General features: G+C 74.0%; 12 protein-coding genes. 8 read left to right on the top strand and 4 right to left on the bottom strand.

Annotated features, from left to right (window positions below; all coding sequences use genetic code 11):
* Positions 1–22 precede the first annotated feature (22 nt).
* The 3 genes from ABT369_RS51340 to ABT369_RS51330 all read left to right on the top strand — a co-directional run bounded on the left by ABT369_RS51340 (position 23) and on the right by ABT369_RS51330 (position 2,474).
* Positions 23–1,168: a sensor histidine kinase gene (locus ABT369_RS51340; protein ID WP_350624814.1), complete on the top strand. Its 1,146-nt coding sequence runs from the start codon at positions 23–25 to the stop codon at positions 1,166–1,168.
* A gap of 5 nt (positions 1,169–1,173) precedes the next feature.
* Entirely contained in the window at positions 1,174–1,788 is a 615-nt protein-coding gene (locus ABT369_RS51335) for a LuxR C-terminal-related transcriptional regulator (protein ID WP_350624812.1), read from the top strand.
* Between the two features lie 269 nt (positions 1,789–2,057).
* Positions 2,058–2,474, top strand: coding sequence for a carbohydrate-binding protein (locus ABT369_RS51330; protein ID WP_350624810.1), 417 nt, complete (start codon positions 2,058–2,060; stop codon positions 2,472–2,474).
* Here the strand turns inward: ABT369_RS51330 and ABT369_RS51325 are convergent.
* From ABT369_RS51325 to ABT369_RS51315, 3 genes are all read right to left on the bottom strand, one after another.
* Positions 2,438–3,829: a DUF1996 domain-containing protein gene (locus ABT369_RS51325; RefSeq protein WP_350624808.1), complete on the bottom strand. Its 1,392-nt coding sequence runs from the start codon at positions 3,827–3,829 to the stop codon at positions 2,438–2,440. The genes ABT369_RS51330 and ABT369_RS51325 overlap by 37 nt on opposite strands.
* A 449-nt stretch (positions 3,830–4,278) precedes the next feature.
* Positions 4,279–5,748, bottom strand: a complete 1,470-nt coding sequence (locus tag ABT369_RS51320) for a multicopper oxidase family protein (RefSeq protein WP_350624806.1) — start codon at positions 5,746–5,748, stop codon at positions 4,279–4,281.
* Positions 5,745–6,146, bottom strand: a complete 402-nt coding sequence (locus ABT369_RS51315) for a hypothetical protein (protein WP_350624804.1) — start codon at positions 6,144–6,146, stop codon at positions 5,745–5,747. The genes ABT369_RS51320 and ABT369_RS51315 overlap by 4 nt, the downstream gene beginning before the upstream one ends.
* A 134-nt stretch (positions 6,147–6,280) precedes the next feature.
* Between ABT369_RS51315 and ABT369_RS51310 the strand changes: the two genes are divergently transcribed.
* The 5 genes from ABT369_RS51310 to ABT369_RS51290 all read left to right on the top strand — a co-directional run bounded on the left by ABT369_RS51310 (position 6,281) and on the right by ABT369_RS51290 (position 13,201).
* A complete protein-coding gene (locus ABT369_RS51310; RefSeq protein ID WP_350624802.1) occupies positions 6,281–7,639 on the top strand; it encodes a sensor histidine kinase in 1,359 nt (452 codons plus the stop codon).
* A gap of 153 nt (positions 7,640–7,792) precedes the next feature.
* The gene (locus tag ABT369_RS51305; protein ID WP_350624887.1) at positions 7,793–8,446 is read left to right on the top strand and encodes a response regulator; all 654 of its coding nucleotides are present in this window, start codon (positions 7,793–7,795) and stop codon (positions 8,444–8,446) included.
* Between the two features lie 73 nt (positions 8,447–8,519).
* Entirely contained in the window at positions 8,520–11,570 is a 3,051-nt protein-coding gene (locus ABT369_RS51300; protein ID WP_350624800.1) for an ATP-binding protein, read from the top strand.
* A gap of 39 nt (positions 11,571–11,609) precedes the next feature.
* Positions 11,610–12,407 carry an alpha/beta hydrolase gene (locus ABT369_RS51295; RefSeq protein ID WP_350624798.1) on the top strand — a complete coding sequence of 266 codons (798 nt, stop codon included), beginning with the start codon at positions 11,610–11,612 and terminating at the stop codon, positions 12,405–12,407.
* Positions 12,408–12,412: 5 nt separating this feature from the next.
* Positions 12,413–13,201 (top strand): oxidoreductase, encoded by a 789-nt coding sequence (locus ABT369_RS51290; protein ID WP_350624796.1) that lies wholly within the window; start codon positions 12,413–12,415, stop codon positions 13,199–13,201.
* Here the strand turns inward: ABT369_RS51290 and ABT369_RS51285 are convergent.
* On the bottom strand, positions 13,198–16,638 hold the full coding sequence (locus tag ABT369_RS51285; protein WP_350624794.1) for an ATP-binding cassette domain-containing protein: 3,441 nt from the start codon (positions 16,636–16,638) through the stop codon (positions 13,198–13,200). The genes ABT369_RS51290 and ABT369_RS51285 overlap by 4 nt on opposite strands.
* Positions 16,639–16,646 lie beyond the last annotated feature (8 nt).

Raw genomic sequence — 16,646 nt, 5'->3', positions numbered from 1 at the left:
CGAAACCCGGTACATTTCGTGCATGACCGTCGATCGGGCGGTGGCTCCCGCCGCCCTCGGTCGGGCCGTGCTGCTCGGCCGGGGCGCCGCCACGCTCACCGCGGCGGGGACCGGGCTGCGCCTCGTGCCCGACCCCCGCCCGCTGCTGCTGGCCGCGGCAGTGCTCCTGCTCGGCAGCGTCGCCGGGCTCGTCGTGCTGGCCCGCAATCCCTACGTGGTGCGCCACCCGGTGCCGCTGCTCGCCGCCGACACCCTGCTCACGCTGGCGGTGCTCGCGGCCGACCCGGGCATCGCCTACTTCTGCGCCGCCGCGGGCGCCTCCGCCCTGGCCGGGGTCGTGGTGGGGATGCGGGCCCTGTGGCTCGCCGCGGCCCACGCCGCCCTCGGGTACGCCGTCGCCGCGCACGTGCTGGCCGGCAGCCCCGCGCACGCCGAGTTCGTGCTCGCGTACCCGATCGCGTGCGTCCTGGCCGCCACGGGCGCCGCGGTGGCCACCACGGCCCTGCGCCGCCACGTGGAGCTCTCGGTCCGGGTGGTCGCCTCGGCCCAGCGCGCCGCGGCCGCCGACGAGCGCGCCCGGCTCGCCCGCGAGCTGCACGACTCCGTGGCCAAGACCCTCCGCGGCGTCTCGTTCGCGGCCCTCGCCCTCCCGCAGAGCCTGCGCCGCCACCCCGACCTCGCCGAGCGCCTCGCCGGCACCGTGTCCGAGGGCGCCGCGGCCGCCGCCCGGGAGGCCCGCGACCTGCTCGACGGCCTGCGCTCCGACGAGCCGACCCGGGACTTCGCCGCGGTCGTGACCGACCGGTGCGCGGGCTGGCAGCGCTCGACCGGCATCGCGGTCCGCCTCGACCTGGCCGCGGCCGACCCGCCCCTGCCGGTCCGCTACGAGCTGCTGCGCATCCTGCAGGAGGCGCTGCGCAACACCGCGGCCCACGCCGCCGCCACCGCGGTGACGGTCCGGCTCGCCCCGCTGGAGGGACGCCTGGTGCTCACCGTGACCGACAACGGGCGCGGCTTCCCGGTGCCGCCGAGCCTCGCGGAGCTGCGCACCGGCAACCGCTACGGCATCCTGGGCATGTCCGAGCGCGCCCGGCTCTCCGGCGGCGCCCTGCGGGTCCGGTCAAGCCCCGGCAGCGGTACCTGCGTGGAAGCCGCCATCCCAGCATGATCAGCGTGCTCATCGTCGATGACAACCCGATCGTCCGGGCGGCGCTGCGCGGCTATCTGGAGGGCTCTCCGGACGTGGTCGTGGCCGGCGAGGCCGCCGACGGGGTCGAGGCCCTGGCCGAGGCGCGCCGCACCGGCCCCACCGTGACGCTGCTGGACCACCGCATGCCGATCGCCGACGGGCTGTCGGTCCTGCCCGACCTGGCCCGGCTGACCTCGATCCTCGTGCTGACCAGCGACCCGGACCCCACCCTCATCGCACAGATGCTGCACGGGGGCGCCCGCGGGTACCTCATCCACGGCGCCTTCACGCCCGGCGAGCTGCACCGCGCCGTGGTCGCCGTCGCCGCCGGCTACGGCTGGCTGTCCCCGGCCGCGGCGGCGGTCGCGACGGCCTCGATGCGCTCACGACCGGCCGCCCGTCCCCGCCCGCGCTACGGGCTGACCCGCCGCGAGCAGGACGTCCTCGACCTGCTCGCCGAGGGGCTGTCGAACGCGGCCATCGCGCACCGGCTGCTGCTGACCGAGAAGACGGTGAAGAATCACCTGCACCGCGCGTACGCCAAGCTCCGCGTGACCAACCGCACCGAGGCCCTGCTCCGCTGGACCGGCCGCTCGTGAACCGCTGGGGCTGGACGTCGCTGGCCCTGGCGGTGGCGGCCGTCGTCGTGATCGTGCCCCCGCTGGTGCTGCCTTCCCCTCCTACCGCTCCCCCGTCCCCGTCCCCGTCCCCGTTCGCCGCTCCGCCCCCGTCCTCCGCTCCTTCCTCGTTCGCCGCTCCGCCCTCGGCCTCTGCTTTTGCGACGGTTTCCGCCTCTTCTCCGTCCTTGGCCTCTGCCCCGGCGCCGGTTTCCGCCTCGCCCCCGCCGCCGGCTTTCGCGCCCATCGCTGTGCATGCCGCCGACGCGGCCAACCTGCGCAACGGCGCCCGCGTCATCGAGTGCCCCACGTGCGACGGCGGAAGCCGCGTCGGCTACATCGGCGGCCCCAACACCCTCGCCGTCCGCATTCCCGAGGTCCCCGCCGCCGGCGAGCGGACCCTGGTCATCGTCTACGAGACCGAGTCCCTCCGCACCCTCAAGGTGGCCGTGGCCGACGGACCCGTGCACACCCTGAAGCTCGCCGGCGCCGGCGACTACCGCATTCCCGCCCGCACCTCCCTCCCCGTGTACCTGCCCGCCGGCGGCACCTGGATCCGCTTCTACAACGACGACGGGGATGCCCCCCGACATCAACCGGATCGAGCTTCGTTGATGCCGAGGGCCGCCCGTCAGAACGTCCCGGCCGTGTTGCACTTCGCCTTCTGAACGATGCAGTTCTTCACCCGATGCCCCTGCGCCGCGTTGTCCCAGGCGAGGAACGCGTCACCGTGGAACGAGGACGCCATGCCCGACGAGAGGGTGAACCCGTCCGCCGTGCCGCTCGTCGGATACGCGAGCACGAACGACAGCGAGGGGATCGCGACCGGGTACGCCCCTCCGCACGTTCCCGTGTACGCGTACGCCACGTGCGACTTGTGGTCCGGGCTGTCCAGGTGCACGCCGTCCCAGCAGTCCGGGAAGACGAGCTGGAACATGAGCGTGGCGCCCGGCGCGCACAAGGGCCAGTTGCCGTCCGCGCTGCGCCCGGTCTCCCCGCCCGGCCCGGCGCAGTAGAACTGGTTGACCGAGCCGGCCGGCGTCGCCTGCTGCAGCTTCGCGTCCCCGGCGATCATCCGGAAGCCCTGCGGGAACGGCACCGTCGCCGCCGGGCTGGTCAGGCGCGAGCCGTAGTACACGACGACGCCCTTCGGCTCGACCGCGACGCCGTGCTCGTAGAGCGTCGGCACCCAGTACGCCGACAGGTCCGGCGCCGGCGCGCAACTCGTGCCGGCGTTGGCGAGCAGCGTGTCGCCCGTCGAGAACGCGTTGGTGCTGTGGTTGCCCAGGAAGCTGTGCATGTGCGACGCACCCGGCAGCCCCGGGAAGACGATCGGGTCGTCCTTGAACGAATGGCTGTACGTGCACGAGGCGTTGAACTCCGACACCCGCACGGCGTTCGCCGGCGCCGGGTCCATGGCCATCGCGTTGAACTCGGCGAGCTGCGCGTTCCACCGCGCCGGGTCCACGTTGACCCACCCCGTGCTCGTGCTCGCGCTCGCGCTCGGGGTGGCGGATGCCCCATTCGTGAACGAGAACCAGTTGATGTTGACGAAGTCGCGGCCGCCGGTCGTGTTGCGCATGACCGCGAACACGGTCTGCGCCCCGGCCGGGTGGCTCGCGGCCGTGGCGGTGAGCGTGGTCCAGGCCTGCCACCCGCCGGTCGGCGCGACGGTGATGGTGGCCAGCACCGGCCCGGTGAGCGAGCCGGTCCGCAGCTCGATGGCGCCCGTCCCGCCGGTGCCGGCGGAGGCGACGCGGGCGCCGATGCTCAGCGCCCCGGCGGCGCCGAGGTCGACGCCGTCGTAGCGCAGCCAGTCACCGTCGGCGAGGTAGCCGACGGCCTGCCCGCCGCCGGTGTCGACGGTGCTCTCCACCTGCGCCCCGGACTGCGCGCTGAACGCCTCCGCCTGCACGGTCACCGCCGTGGCGGCATCGGCGGACGTCACCATGGCGGCGGTGACGACGAGGAGGGCGGCGGCCGCTGCCCCGGCGGCGGCGATGAGGCCCCTGACGTTTGGCACGAGGATCTCCTAACTGCTTGCGACGTGCACGAACGATGGCGAGGGCCCGCACACCGTACGGTCGAATCCCTGGGCCCAAAGACCCAAGCCGGGGACCCAATTCCGGGGCCTCACTCCGCCGCGGCGCTCAAGCCGTCCCTGTGTTCCTCGCTCTCCTCATCCCGCCGCGCCGCTCAAGCCGCCCCTGTGCTCCTCGCACTCCTCATCCCCCGCGCTGCGCTGCGCGCTCGGCGCCGCGCGAGCCTGCCGCGCTTGGAGTGCGGCGCGCTGCGGGCCGGCACGTTTCGAACCCGCCGCCTCGCGAGCCCGCCACCCGCCTCGCGAACTCGCCACTCGCCTTGTGCACCCGACACCCGCCTCGCGAGCCCGCCAGCCGTCCTGCGAGCCCGCCGTCCCGCGCACCGGCGCGCTGCGAGCCCGTGCGCGGTGGGTCCGGCGCCCCGCCGGGGTCAGGCCTCGACCACGAAGTCCGCCATCATCGCCATGTCCTCGTGCTCCAGGTTGTGGCAGTGCAGCATGAACGTGCCGGTGTAGTCGGTGAACCGCACGGCGACCTCGACCGCCTCCGAGGCCCGCAGGTCCACGGTGTCCTTCCACCCGTGGTCGTACGCTCCGAGCCCGCCCGCGTTGCGGGACACCACCTGGAAGTGGTTGAGGTGCAGGTGGACCGGGTGATGGAAGTCGGACACGAACCGCCAGTGCTCCACCTCTCCGAGTCGCGGCCGGGCCACCGCGCGGCCGGGCCGGTACTCCAGGTCGTTGATCCGCCAGGCGCCATCAGGTCCCTGGTTGAAGGCGAACGTGCGTGTGCGGGCCGGCGGCGGTAGGGGTTCGGCGGTTCGGCTGAGCACCGGCGGTACCGCCGAATCGTCATCGCGACGGGAACCCGTCACGTCGAACCGCATCACGTTCCCGCCGTCGCGGTCGACGAGCCGCACGCGCGTGCCGGGTTTGTAGCGGCCGAAGTCGACGACGACGTCGAACCGCTCGGCGGGCGCGATCTGCAGCGAGTCGTGCCCGATCGGCTGTCGCAGCAGCCCGCCGTCGCTGCCGATCTGCGCGAACGCGGCTCCGCCCGGCGGCGGCGGGTCGAGCTCGAGGCGGTACCGCCGGGCATTGGACGCGTTGAGCAGCCGCAGCCGGTAGCGGGCCGGGTCGACCTCGTGCACCGGCCACGGCAGTCCGTTGACGAGCACGACGTCGCCGAGCACGCCGTTCATGAACACCGGGTCGCCGGCCGGGTAGCGGAAGGAGCCGTCGGCCTCGAACGCGCGGTCGGTGAGCATCAGCGGCAGCTCCCGTTCCCCGCGGGGCAGCGGCAGCGCGTCCTCCTCGTCGTCGCGCACGAGGTGGAACCCGGCCAGCCCGCGATAGACCGCCGGGCCGGTGAAGCCCATGCGATGGTCGTGGTACCAGAGGGTTGCCGCGCGCTGGGCCATCGGGTAGCGGTACGTCCGGCTGCCCACGGTCATGTCCCCGCTCATCGCGGCCATGTCGTGGTGCGTGGTGGTGGTCGCGGTGCCGCGCTCGGGCATGATCTCGTCGATCGGGTAGCCGTCGCTGTCGGCCGGCGTGTGCCCGCCGTGCAGGTGCACCACCACAGGCTCGGGCAGCCGGTTGCGGTGCGTGAGGGCCGCGGCCCGCCCCGAGCGCGTGATGACCGTCGGGCCCGGGAAGCTTCCGTCGTACGTCCAAGCGCGCGTCGTCAGCCCCGGCAGGATGCGTAGATCGGCTTCCCGCTGCACGATCTCGTCGCCGGTGTGCACGGGCGGGATGGTGAGCCGCGCCTCGAACGGCTTCGGCAGCTCCGCCCGGCTGTGCAGGAGCTTCCCCGGCCGCTTCGGCGTGAGCAGCGACCACCCGAGCCCGGCGACGCCGAGCGCGGCGGCCCCGGCCCCGAGCAGCGCGCGCCTTCTCATGCCGTCACCGCCTCGGCCCGCTCGCGGGCGTGCGGCAGCGGCGTCCTCCACGCCCACATCGCCCCGTGGACGGTGCCGACCGCGATGAGCACGCCGATCGGCACGTGCAGCTCGAGGATGCGGTACACCCCCAGGACGCCCTGGGTCGCCAGCAGGACCGGGATCATGACGCCCTCGCGCGTGAGTGACGGCGGCCGTTCGCGGCGCCCGGGCAGGAACACCAGGACCGTCTGCAGCAGCGCGACGACCACCATCGAGAAGCCGCCGATCATGTGCCAGCGCAGCACCGCGTAGTGCCCGCTGAGAAAGCTTCCGGCCAACAGCACCTGAACCGCGGCGAGGACTGCGAGCGCGGCGCTGGTCCCCCGCAGCGCCATGTGGACCGTTCGTGCGTTCATGGCCGGAGATGTTGCTCCGAAACGGAGATCAAGTCGTCAGACCACGGTCTAGATCTTGTACCACCCTGAGATGACAACTCGGATACCACCCTGGGCCGACGCGCATCCGCCTCCGACCGCCTAACGTCAGGCCCATGAAACACGTGTGGCGCGATCTGGCGTTGGCCGCCGGGGCGGCGGTGCTGGCCGTCGGCGGGGCCCTCACGGCTCCGGCCGGCCGCACCGGCCTCGACGCGCCGGGCGTGCTGCTGCTCATCGTCGCCGGGCTCGCGCTGATCGCCCGGCGGCGCTATCCGCGGTCCGTGCTGGCGATCGCGGGCGCGAGCCTGCTCGCCTACCTGGTGCTCGGCTATCCGGGCGTGGGGCCCGCGCTGCCGGTGCTCATCGCGCTCTACACCACGGTCCACCGCGGCCACGGCAAGACCGCCCGCGCCGCGATCGCCGGCATCCTGGTGGTCGGCATCGTCGGCGACGCCATCGGATCCGGTGCCCGCCCGGCGGAGGTGTTCCAGCGCTGGTTCCTCATCATCGGCTGGATGGTCGCCTCGAGCGTGATGGCCGAGGTGACCCGGCAGCACCGCGCCTACCTGGAGCAGGTCGAGCGCCGAGCCGAGGAGGCCGAGCGCACCCGGGAGGAGACGGCCCGCCGCCGAGCCGTGGAGGAACGCCTGCGCATCGCCCGCGAGCTGCACGACTCCCTGACGCACAGCATCTCCATCATCAAAGTCCAGGCCGGCGTGGCCGTGCACCTAGCCCGCAAGCACGACGAGCCGGTGCCCGAGGCCCTGCTGGCCATCCAGCACGCGAGCACCGACGCGATGCGCGAGCTGCGCAACACCCTGGAGGTCCTGCGCACCGCCCCGGACCCGCTCACCACCGACGACAACGGCAACGGCCTCGCGCATCTGGACCGCCTGGCCGAGGGAGCGCAACGGTCCGGCCTGCCGGTGACCGTGCATACGACCGGGCCGTGCCGCGAGGTGCCGCCGGCGGTGGACGAGACCGCCTACCGCATCGTCCAGGAGGCCCTGACCAACGCCGCCCGCCACGCAGGCCCGGCGGAGGCGACGGTGTGCGTGGAGTTCGCCGCGACCACGCTGACCATCCGCGTTGACGACAACGGCCACGGCACGACCACAGCTCCGGTCCCGGGCGTGGGCCTGACGGGGATGCGCGAGCGGGTGACGGCCCTGGGCGGCTCACTGCGCACAGGCCCACGCCCAGCGGGCGGCTTCACCGTCGAGGCCCGCCTGCCGCTCACCGCCCCACCCGCACCCGCTCCCATCCCAGCGCCACCCGCCCCTGTGACTTCGGCTCCACCGACGCAGGACGACCCGGGCCAGCCCGATCCGGCGCCAGACGTCACGGTCCGCGGCACTATCACGACTTCCGGCTCGTCGGCGCAACGCGTTGCATCACAACCGGATTCGGCGTCCGACGTCACGTTGACCCCCACCGCGCCGCACAACGAGCCCAAGACGGTCCGAACGTGAGCCGCGAAACCGCCGTCGAGCGGACTTCCGCAGACATCGAAGCGGCGCTGGGCGGCGATGGAGTTCGCCGAAACGAATCAGCGCAAGGGAATCTAGGCGGTGCGGCATGAGGTGCGGAAACGTCGTTCGGGGCGGCTGGGCGGCGGTGGCTTCGTGATTCGGGTGCTGCTCGTCGACGATCAGGCGCTCATCCGGGCCGGGTTTCGGGCGCTGCTCGCGGCTGAGGACGACATCGAGGTTGTGGCCGAAGGGGTGGACGGGGAGCAGGCGGTTGCGCTGGCCTCGGAGCATTTGCCCGACGTGGCGCTCGTCGACATTCAGATGCCCGGTGTCGACGGGATCGAGGCTACGCGGCGGATCGCGGGCGACCCGGCGCTCGCGGGAGTGCACGTCGTGATTTTGACGAACTACGGGCTGGACGAATACGTGTACGCGGCGCTGCGAGCCGGGGCCGCCGGGTTCATGGTCAAGGATACGGAGCCGGCCGACCTGCTCTATGGGGTCCGGGTCGCGGCCCGGGGGGATGCGCTGCTGTCCCCGGCGATTACGCGGCGGTTGATCGGTGAGTACGTGGCGCGGCCGCCGCGGGGGCCGTTGCACGGGGCGGTGAGCACGCTCACGAATCGCGAGCGCGAGGTGGTCGCGCTCGCCGCTCGGGGGTTGTCCAACGATGAGATCGCAGAGCGGATGGTGATCAGCCTGGCCACGGCCAAGACGCATGTGAGTCGCGCGATGACGAAGCTCCGGGCGCGCGATCGGGCGCAGCTGGTCGTGTTCGCGTATGAGTCCGGCCTCGTCTCCGTCTGACCGTGGTCGAGCACGACATTGCGGAGTCGGGCTGGGCGGCCAAGGATGGCTTGGAGTGTGGATGATGTGAGGCATGTCGACGGAGGCTCCGATTGTCGGGCGCGGGGCCGAGGTGCGGCTCCTGCACGGGCTGGTCGAGCGCGTCCGGGACGAAGGTTCCGCAATCGTGGTTCGGGGAGAGGCCGGCATCGGGAAGTCTGCGCTGGTCGCCGAGACCGCTCGGGTGGCCGATCGCGCGCGGATGCGGGTGCTTTCGACCACCGGGGTGCAGAGTGAGGCGCAGATCGCGTTCGCGGGGCTGTACCAATTGTTGCGGCCCGTTCTCGATCAGGTCGATCGGCTGTCCGAGCCGCAGCGCGGGGCCGTGCTCGCGGCGTTCGGGCGCGGTGACGCGGCCGTTGCGGATCTGTATCTGATCGCGCTGGGCACACTGTCCATGCTCGGCGAGGCCGCCGCTCAGGCGCCGGTGCTGCTCGTCGTCGAGGATGCGCAGTGGCTGGACGCGGCCAGTGCGGACGTGCTCGTGTTCGTGGCCCGGCGGCTCGAGTTCGAGCCGGTGGTGTTGCTCGCCGCGCTGCGGGACGGGTTCGACGGGCCGTTCGCGGACAGCGGGCTGCCCGAACTCGTGCTCGCGCGGCTGGATCGGGGCTCGGCGGAACGGGTGCTCGATGGGCGGGCGCCGGGGCTTGCGGAGGGGGTACGGCTGCGGGTTCTGCATGAAGCGGCCGGGAACCCGCTCGCGCTGGTCGAGTTGCCCGCCGTCCTCGCAGCCGGGGAGCCTGCCGCACCCGCGCCCGGGGGTGTCGAAGCACTCACGCCCGGACCCGCCGAAACACTCGCGGCCGGACGCGCCGAAGCACCCGCGCTCGGGAGTGTCGAAGCGCCCGCGGCCGGAGGGGTCGACGCACTCCGAATGGCCGAGCCGACGTCCGGAAACAGCAGAACCCGAACACCGGCGAACGCAAGCGCGCATCACAACGCAGCACCAGAACCGGCGAACGCGAGCGCGCATCACAACGCAGCACCAGAACCGGCGAAGGCGAGTGCGTACGACGCGGCAGCGGAATCGGTGAACGTGAGTTCGGGCAGCGCGGGCCGGGTGCCGGGCGGTGGTGGGGTGTTGCCGTTGACGGCGCGGCTCGAGCAGGCGTTCGCGGACCGGATGTCGGGGCTGCCGGACGCCACGCGCGCCGTGCTCGTCACCGCCGCGCTCAACGACGGCGACGCGCTCCGTGAGACGTTGGCCGCGGCCAGCATCACCGCAGGGGCGCAGTGCACCGCCGACGACCTGGCCCCCGCGATCGCGGCGCGGCTGGTCGAAGTGGAGGCCGGGGCCGACGGCGAGCGGCTGCGGTTCGTGCACCCGCTCATGCGCTCCGCGATCCACCAGCGGGCGGGGCTCGGGCCGCGGTACCGCACCCACGCCGCCCTCGCCCAGGTCATCCCCGACGACGATCGCCGGGTGTGGCACCGGGCGGCGTCGACGGCCGGGCCGGACGACGGGATCGCCGCAGAGCTGGACGCGGCCGCGGTGCGGGCGCAGCGGCGGGGCGGGGTCGCGGCCGGCGTGGCCGCGCTGGAGCGGGCGGCCGCGCTGAGCCGCGACCCGGGCGCGCGTGGGGAGCGGCTGCTGCGGGCGGCCGAGCTGGCGTTCGAGCTGGGCCGGCGCGACGCGGTCGGGCGGCTGCTGGGCTCGGCCGAGCGGCTGACGCTGTCGGAGCGGCAGCGCTGGCGCACGGCCTGGATTCGCGACAGCTTCGACGACGGCGTGCTCGGGCGCGCCCAGGCGACCTGGTCGCTGGCGCAGGTGGCCGGGCGGGCGGCGGCGGAGGACCCGGATCTGGCGCTGAATTTGCTGTACGGGGCGGCCCTGCGCTGCTGGTGGACCGAGCCGGGCGTCGAGGCGCGGGCGAGCGTGGTCGCGGCGGCGGGGCACGTGCACGTGGACGCGCGCGACCCGCGGCTGCTGGTCGTCCTCGCGTACACCTCCCCGATCGACTGTGGCGAGGTCGTCCTCGGGCGGCTGCGGGAGCCGGGCGTCACCACCGATGCGCGGGCGGCGCGGATGTCGGGCAACGCGGCCATGGCGGTCGGCGCTTTTGATCTCGCCGCCGGGTTCTTTGCCGGGTCGCTGGCGGACCTGCGGGCGCAGGGGCGGCTGGGGCTGCTGGCCCGGGCGCTCGCGCTGCAGTCGTGGTGCTGCTCGCAGCTCGTCGACCTGGACGTCGCGATGCCGGCCGCCGACGAGGCCTTCCGGCTGGCCCGCGACACCTCGCAGCCGATCGTCGCCGCGACGGCCCGGGCCACCCAGGCGATCCTGTGCGCGCTGCGCGGCGACGCCGACGAGGCCGAGCGGCTCGCGGCGCAGGCCGAGCGGGCGAGCCTGCCAGGAACGGCACGGGCGGTGCTGGCGGCGGTGCAGCACGCCCGCGGGCTGGTGGCGCTCGGCGCCGGGCGGCACGCCGACGCGCTCGCGGATCTGTTGCGCATCCACGATCCGGCCGATCCGGCGTACCATCTCGGCTACCGCTGCTTCGTCGTGCCCGAGCTCGCCGAGGCGGCCGTGCGCAGCGGGCAGCCGGAGGCGGTGGCCGGCGTGGTGGCGGAGATGGAGGCGGTCGCGCGGCGTACCCCGTCGCCGGCCCTGCACCACGGGCTGCGGCACGCGCGGGCGCTGCTGGCCGGCGAGGGCGAGGCCGAGCCGCTGTTCCAGGCCGCGCTGCGGGCCGAGCCGGGCGCGTGGCCCTTCGCCCGGGCGCGGGTCCAGCTCAGCTACGGCGAGTGGCTGCGGCGGCAGCGGCGGGTGGCCGACTCGCGGGCGCACCTGCGCGCGGCCCGCGGTACCTTCGACGCGCTGGGCACCATCCCCTGGGGCGAGCGGGCCCGGGCCGAGCTGCGCGCCTCGGGCGAGGCGAGCCGCGGCCGGGTGCCCGACGCGCGCGACCGGCTCACGCCGCAGGAGCTGCAGATCGCGCAGCTGGCCGCCGAGGGACTCACGAATCGCGAGATCGGGCAGCGGCTGTACCTCTCCCATCGCACCGTCGGCTCCCACCTGCACCGCATCTTCCCGAAGCTCGGCATCGTGTCGCGAGCCCAGCTGCGCGCCGCAATGACCGTCATGTGACGCAAGCGAAGCCGGACCTCGGCGCCGTACGGTCCGCGCATGACTACCGAGACGCCGGTGCTCTTCATCCACGGCCTCTGGCTGCACGCCACCTCGTGGGCTCCCTGGACCGAGCTGTTCACCGACGCGGGCTACCGGACCGCGGCCCCCGGCTGGCCGGGCGAACCCGACACCGTCGAAGGCTCCCGCGCCGAGCCGGACGCGATCGCCGACCACGGCATCGACGACGTCGTCGCCCACTACGCGAAGATCATCGACGGGCTGGACGCGAAGCCGATCATCATCGGGCACTCGTTCGGCGGCATGATCGCCCAGAAGCTGCTCGGCCAGGACCTCGCCGCGGCCGCGGTGGCCATCGACGCCGCGCAGATCAAGGGTGTACTCCCCCTGCCCCTGTCGTCGCTGCGGGTCACCTTCCCCGTGTTCAAGAACCCGGCCAACCGGCACCGGGCCGTCTCCCTCACCGCCGAGCAGTTCCGCTACGCCTTCGGCAACGCCATCAGCGAGGAGGAGTCCGACGAGCTCTTCGAGCGGTGGGCGATCCCGGCGCCCGGCAAGCCACTGTTCGAGGCGGCCGCGGCCAACTTCGACCCGCACTCGCCGGCCAAGGTCGACGTCGACAACGACATGCGCGGGCCGCTGCTGCTCATGATGGGCGGCCGCGACCACACCGTGCCGGAGGCGGTCACCCGGGCGACGCTGAAGCAGTACCGGCACTCGGACGCGGTCACGGACATCCACGAGTTCGCCGACCGGGCGCACTCGCTGACCATCGACCACGGCTGGCGCGAGGTCGCCGACGTCGCCCTCGACTGGCTGCGGCGCCACGGCCTGTAGACGCCATGGACCTGCAACTGAAGGGCCGGACCGCGGTCGTCACCGGGGCGAGCAAGGGCATCGGGCTCGCCATCGCCCGCGCCCTGGCCGCCGAGGGGGCCGCGGTCGTGGCCGGGGCGCGCGGCCTCACCACGGAGCTGTCCGACCTCGCCGCGCGGGAGGCGGTCACGCCGGTCGCGGTGGACCTGAGCACGCCGGACGGCCCGGCGCGGCTCGTCGAGGCGGCGCTGGCCGCGCACGGGGGCCTCGACATTCTGGTCAACAATGTGGGCGCGGTGCGGCCGCGCCCGGGCGGGTTCGCCTCCGTCACCGACGACGACTGGCTCGCCACGCTGACGATCAACTTCCTGGCCGCGGTGCGCACCACCCGGGCCGCGCTGCCGCACCTGATCGCGCGCGGGGGCGGGGCGATCGTGACCGTCAACTCGGTCAACGCCCGCCTCCCCGACCCGCTCGTGATCGACTACAGCGCGGCCAAGGCGGCCCTGGCGAGCTTCTCCAAGGCGCTGTCGAAGGAGGTCGCGGCGCACGGCATCCGGGTGAACACGGTCAGCCCGGGGCCGGTGAGCACCGGGCTGTGGCTCGGCGCCGACGGCGTCGCCGTGACCGTGGCCAAGGCCGCCGGCGCCGCGCCCGAGGACGTGGCCCGCAAGGCCGCCGGCGACTCGGTGACCGGCCGGTTCACCGAGCCCGAGGAGGTGGCCGACCTGGTCCTCCTCCTCGCCGGCGGCCGCGCGGGCAACGTCACCGGGGCCGACTTCGCCATCGACGGCGGCCTGATCCAGACGCTCTAGCCGGCCAGGTGGCCCCAGTCCGGTTCGAGCTCGCGCCAGGTGCCCTGGGCCGCCGCGGTGCCGTCCTTGAGGACGACGACGCGGTCGGCCTGGGTCAGGGCCGCGCGCTTGGACGTGGAGCCGATGACCGTCACGCCGTGCTCGCGCAGCGCCTGCCACAGCGCCAGCTCGGTCGTCACGTCCAGCGCCGAGGACACGTCGTCGGCGATGAGCAGCTCGGTGCGCGGGGCCAGGGCGCGGGCCAGCGCGAGGCGCTGGAGCTGCCCGCCGGACAGGCGGGTGCCCTTGTGCCCGATGAGCAGGCCCAGGCCCGCGCCCGCGGCGGTCAGGTCGTGCTCCAGCTGCGCGGTCGACACGGCGCTGTCCGCGTCGACCTCGTGGCCCAGCGCGATGTTGTCCGCGATCGTGCCGGACAGGACGCGGGGCAGCTGCGCGACGTACCCGATCTGGTTGGGCCGCAGGAACATCTCGGGCTCGGTCACCGGCTCGCCGTTCCAGCGCAGCTTCCCCGTGTGGTGCACGATCCCGGCCAGGGCCCGCAGCAGCGAGGACTTCCCGGAGCCGACGGGCCCGACGACGAGCACGAGCTGGCCGCGCTCGACGGCCAGGTCGAGGTCGCGCACGGCCACGGTGCCGTCCTCGTGCACGGCCGCGAACCCGGCGAGCTCCAGCCGCCGCAGCGGGTGCCGCGGGGCCGTCGGCGGGGCGGGCGCGGTGCCGGCGGAGAGATCGACACCGGGGACGGCGGCGGCGTACTCCCCGTTGCCCACCATCTCGATGGTCCGCCGCGTCCAGACCCGCGCCGAGGGCAGCTGCGAGACCAGCGACGCGGTCGTCCAGGCGAACCAGCGGGCCGAGCCCAGCGTCGACACCGCCACGAGCGTCGCGCCCGCGGAGAGCCGGCCCGACAGCAGCAGCGCCCAGGCCCCGATCGGCAGCAGCCCGCTGGCCAGGGCCGGGGTCGAGCGGGCCCAGATCTGCACGGCGATCTCCCGCCGCACCCGGAAGCTGCGCACGCGGTCCAGCTTCGCCAGGTGCTCGAGCACCGGGACGGTGGCGCCGGCGAGCTTCACGGTACGGGCGGCCGAAAGCGACGACACGAGCGCCGTGGCGAACGCGGCCCGCGCCGCGACCGTCCGCTGCGCCGAGCGCTTCAGCGCCGGCCCGAACAGCGCGGCGGCGAGCCCGGAGAGCACGATCGTCGCGGCCATGAACCCGGCCGGGACGAACGAGCCCGCCACGATCGTCATCGAGACGATGGCCCACAGGCAGATCCACTGGTCGATGAGGTGGTCGGCGAGCATGACCACCCGCTCGGTGTCGCCGCCCTGGGAGACGACCTCGGCCGGGGTGTGCTTGCTGACCCGCCGGGCGCCGGTCTGCCCGTGCACCAGGCGCAGGCTGATGCGCAGCAGCTGGCGGACCCACCACTCGGGGAACCATTTGCTGGTGTAGTACGGCAGCGCCATCGGCACCAGCAGCGCCGCCGCGATCCCGAGCGCCGGCCACAGCGCGTTGCCGAGGCCGTCGACGAGGTCCGCCCACAGCCACGGCAGCACCGAGCCGTCGAGCGCGACGAGCATCATGAGCGCGAAGATGACCACGGAGACGAGGCCGAAGCGCCAGTCGTTCGTGGCCAGCTTGAAGATGTTCCACAGGGTGCGCGCCCGCGGTACCGACGGCAGCGGCGGCGGGTCGGCCTTGACCCCCGCGCTGCTGACGACCCCCGCGCTGCTGATGACCACGGCGCCCGCGGCCGGGGCCGGGGTCGGCCGATCGAAGGTCGAGGCCGCCAGCAGCGCGGCGAAGCGCTCCGAGGAGGCGAGCGGGCCGGCCTCGACCACGGCGCCGTCGGCGAGCACGACGACCTCGTCGCACTGCTGCACCGAGGAGAGCCGGTGGGCCACGATGATGCCGATGCGCCCGGCCAGCAGCCGCGCGGTGGCCCGCTGCACCTGCGCCTCGGTCACCGGGTCGAGCCGCGCGGTCGCCTCGTCCAGGATGACCACCTGCGGGTCGCGGACCACGATGCGCGCGAACGCGACGAGCTGCTCCTGGCCGGCCGAGAGCATGTGGCCGCCGTCGCCGAGGCGGGTGTCGAGGCCCTCGGGCAGCTCGGCCACCCAGCCGGTCAGGCCGAGCTCGTCCACCGCCCGCGCGGCCGCGCCGAGCAGGGCGGGGTCGAACAGCGCGATGTTCTCGGCCAGGGTGCCGGCGAGGATCTCCGTGCGCTGCGGTACGACCGCGATCCACCGGCGCAGGTGCTCCAGGTCGAGGTCGAGCAGGTCGGTGCCGCCGAGGCAGACCGTGCCGCGCGGGATGTCCACGGCCCGGGTGAGGACCTTGGCCAGCGTCGACTTGCCGGAGCCGGTGCGCCCGATGAGCGCATAGGAACGGCCCCGGGCGAACGTGAGCGTCACGTCGCGCAGGGCCGGTTTGCGGGACGTCTCGGAGTACCGGAAGGTCAGGTCGCGCACCTCGAGGTCCCCGGCCGCGGGCGCCCGGCCGCCGACGGGTTCCTGCGCGGCATCACGCAGGAGTTGTACGCGGGCCCAGGCGCCGAGCGCGTACTGCAGGTCGGGCACCATCCGGCTGGCGTGCTCGACGGTCCCGCCGAAGCCCAGGGCCAGCAGCCAGATCGCGCTGAGCCGGGCCACGTCGATGCGATCGGTCGCGAGCGCCCACACGCCGCCGAGCACGATGAGCGCGATGGTGAGCCGCACGAAGCCGGAGGCGACGGACGTGACGGCGGCCGAGCGCACCCAGACCTTGCGCCCGCGCTCGAGCACGGCGGCGGCCCGGCGCGCGAAGAGGCGCAGCACGTACGGGCGCGCCAGCGAGGTTCGCACATCGTCCTGGCCGTGGATGCTCTCCTCCATGACGGCGGCGAGGTCGCTCCAGGCCTCCTCCTCGCCCATCCGGCTGGCGGCGATCTTCGAGGTGGGCTTGCGCAGGCCGATGGTGAGCCCGACGACGATCACGATCATCGCGACCCCGGCCGGCCACCACACGAACAGCGCCGTCGCGATCGACAGCACCGTGTAGCAGGCGGACTGCGCGATGCGGACGCCGGCGTTGCGCATCTCGCCGGCGACCTGGTACACGTCGTTGTCGATCCGGTCGAGCAGCTCGCCGACCGGTGTCGTCTCCAGCGTCGGCAGGTCCTGGCCGAACGCGACCCGGCACAGGCGCCGACGCACGTCGGCGCACCAGTCGGCAGTGAGCCGGGCCATGATGAGCCCGACGGCGAGGTCGGTGAGCACGGCGGCCGCGAGGGACGCCGCGAGCACTCCGAACATCGTCCAAGATCGATGAATGAGCACGGATCCGCCGACCGCGGACGCCGCGGCCTGCCCGGCCGCGCCGAGCACGACGAGCAGGGCCACGGCCACGGTTCTTCGCGGCGACGTGGCCCACAGATCACGGATCAGACGCATGGTGAGGC

Source organism: Dactylosporangium sp. NPDC000244, assembly GCF_040300725.1.
Taxonomy (GTDB): Bacteria; Actinomycetota; Actinomycetes; order Mycobacteriales; family Micromonosporaceae; genus Dactylosporangium.
The sequence above is the reverse complement of the archived record's forward strand: the minus strand, read 5'-3'. Positions and strand labels throughout refer to the sequence as shown.

Coding starts and splice junctions, on each gene's coding strand:
- ABT369_RS51340 (WP_350624814.1), top strand. CDS start 23: ATGACCGTCGATCGGGCGGTGGCTCCCGCCGCCCTCGGTCGGGCCGTG.
- ABT369_RS51320 (WP_350624806.1), bottom strand. CDS start 5,748: ATGAGAAGGCGCGCGCTGCTCGGGGCCGGGGCCGCCGCGCTCGGCGTC.
- ABT369_RS51315 (WP_350624804.1), bottom strand. CDS start 6,146: ATGAACGCACGAACGGTCCACATGGCGCTGCGGGGGACCAGCGCCGCG.
- ABT369_RS51310 (WP_350624802.1), top strand. CDS start 6,281: ATGAAACACGTGTGGCGCGATCTGGCGTTGGCCGCCGGGGCGGCGGTG.
- ABT369_RS51300 (WP_350624800.1), top strand. CDS start 8,520: ATGTCGACGGAGGCTCCGATTGTCGGGCGCGGGGCCGAGGTGCGGCTC.
- ABT369_RS51295 (WP_350624798.1), top strand. CDS start 11,610: ATGACTACCGAGACGCCGGTGCTCTTCATCCACGGCCTCTGGCTGCAC.
- ABT369_RS51290 (WP_350624796.1), top strand. CDS start 12,413: ATGGACCTGCAACTGAAGGGCCGGACCGCGGTCGTCACCGGGGCGAGC.
- ABT369_RS51285 (WP_350624794.1), bottom strand. CDS start 16,638: ATGCGTCTGATCCGTGATCTGTGGGCCACGTCGCCGCGAAGAACCGTG.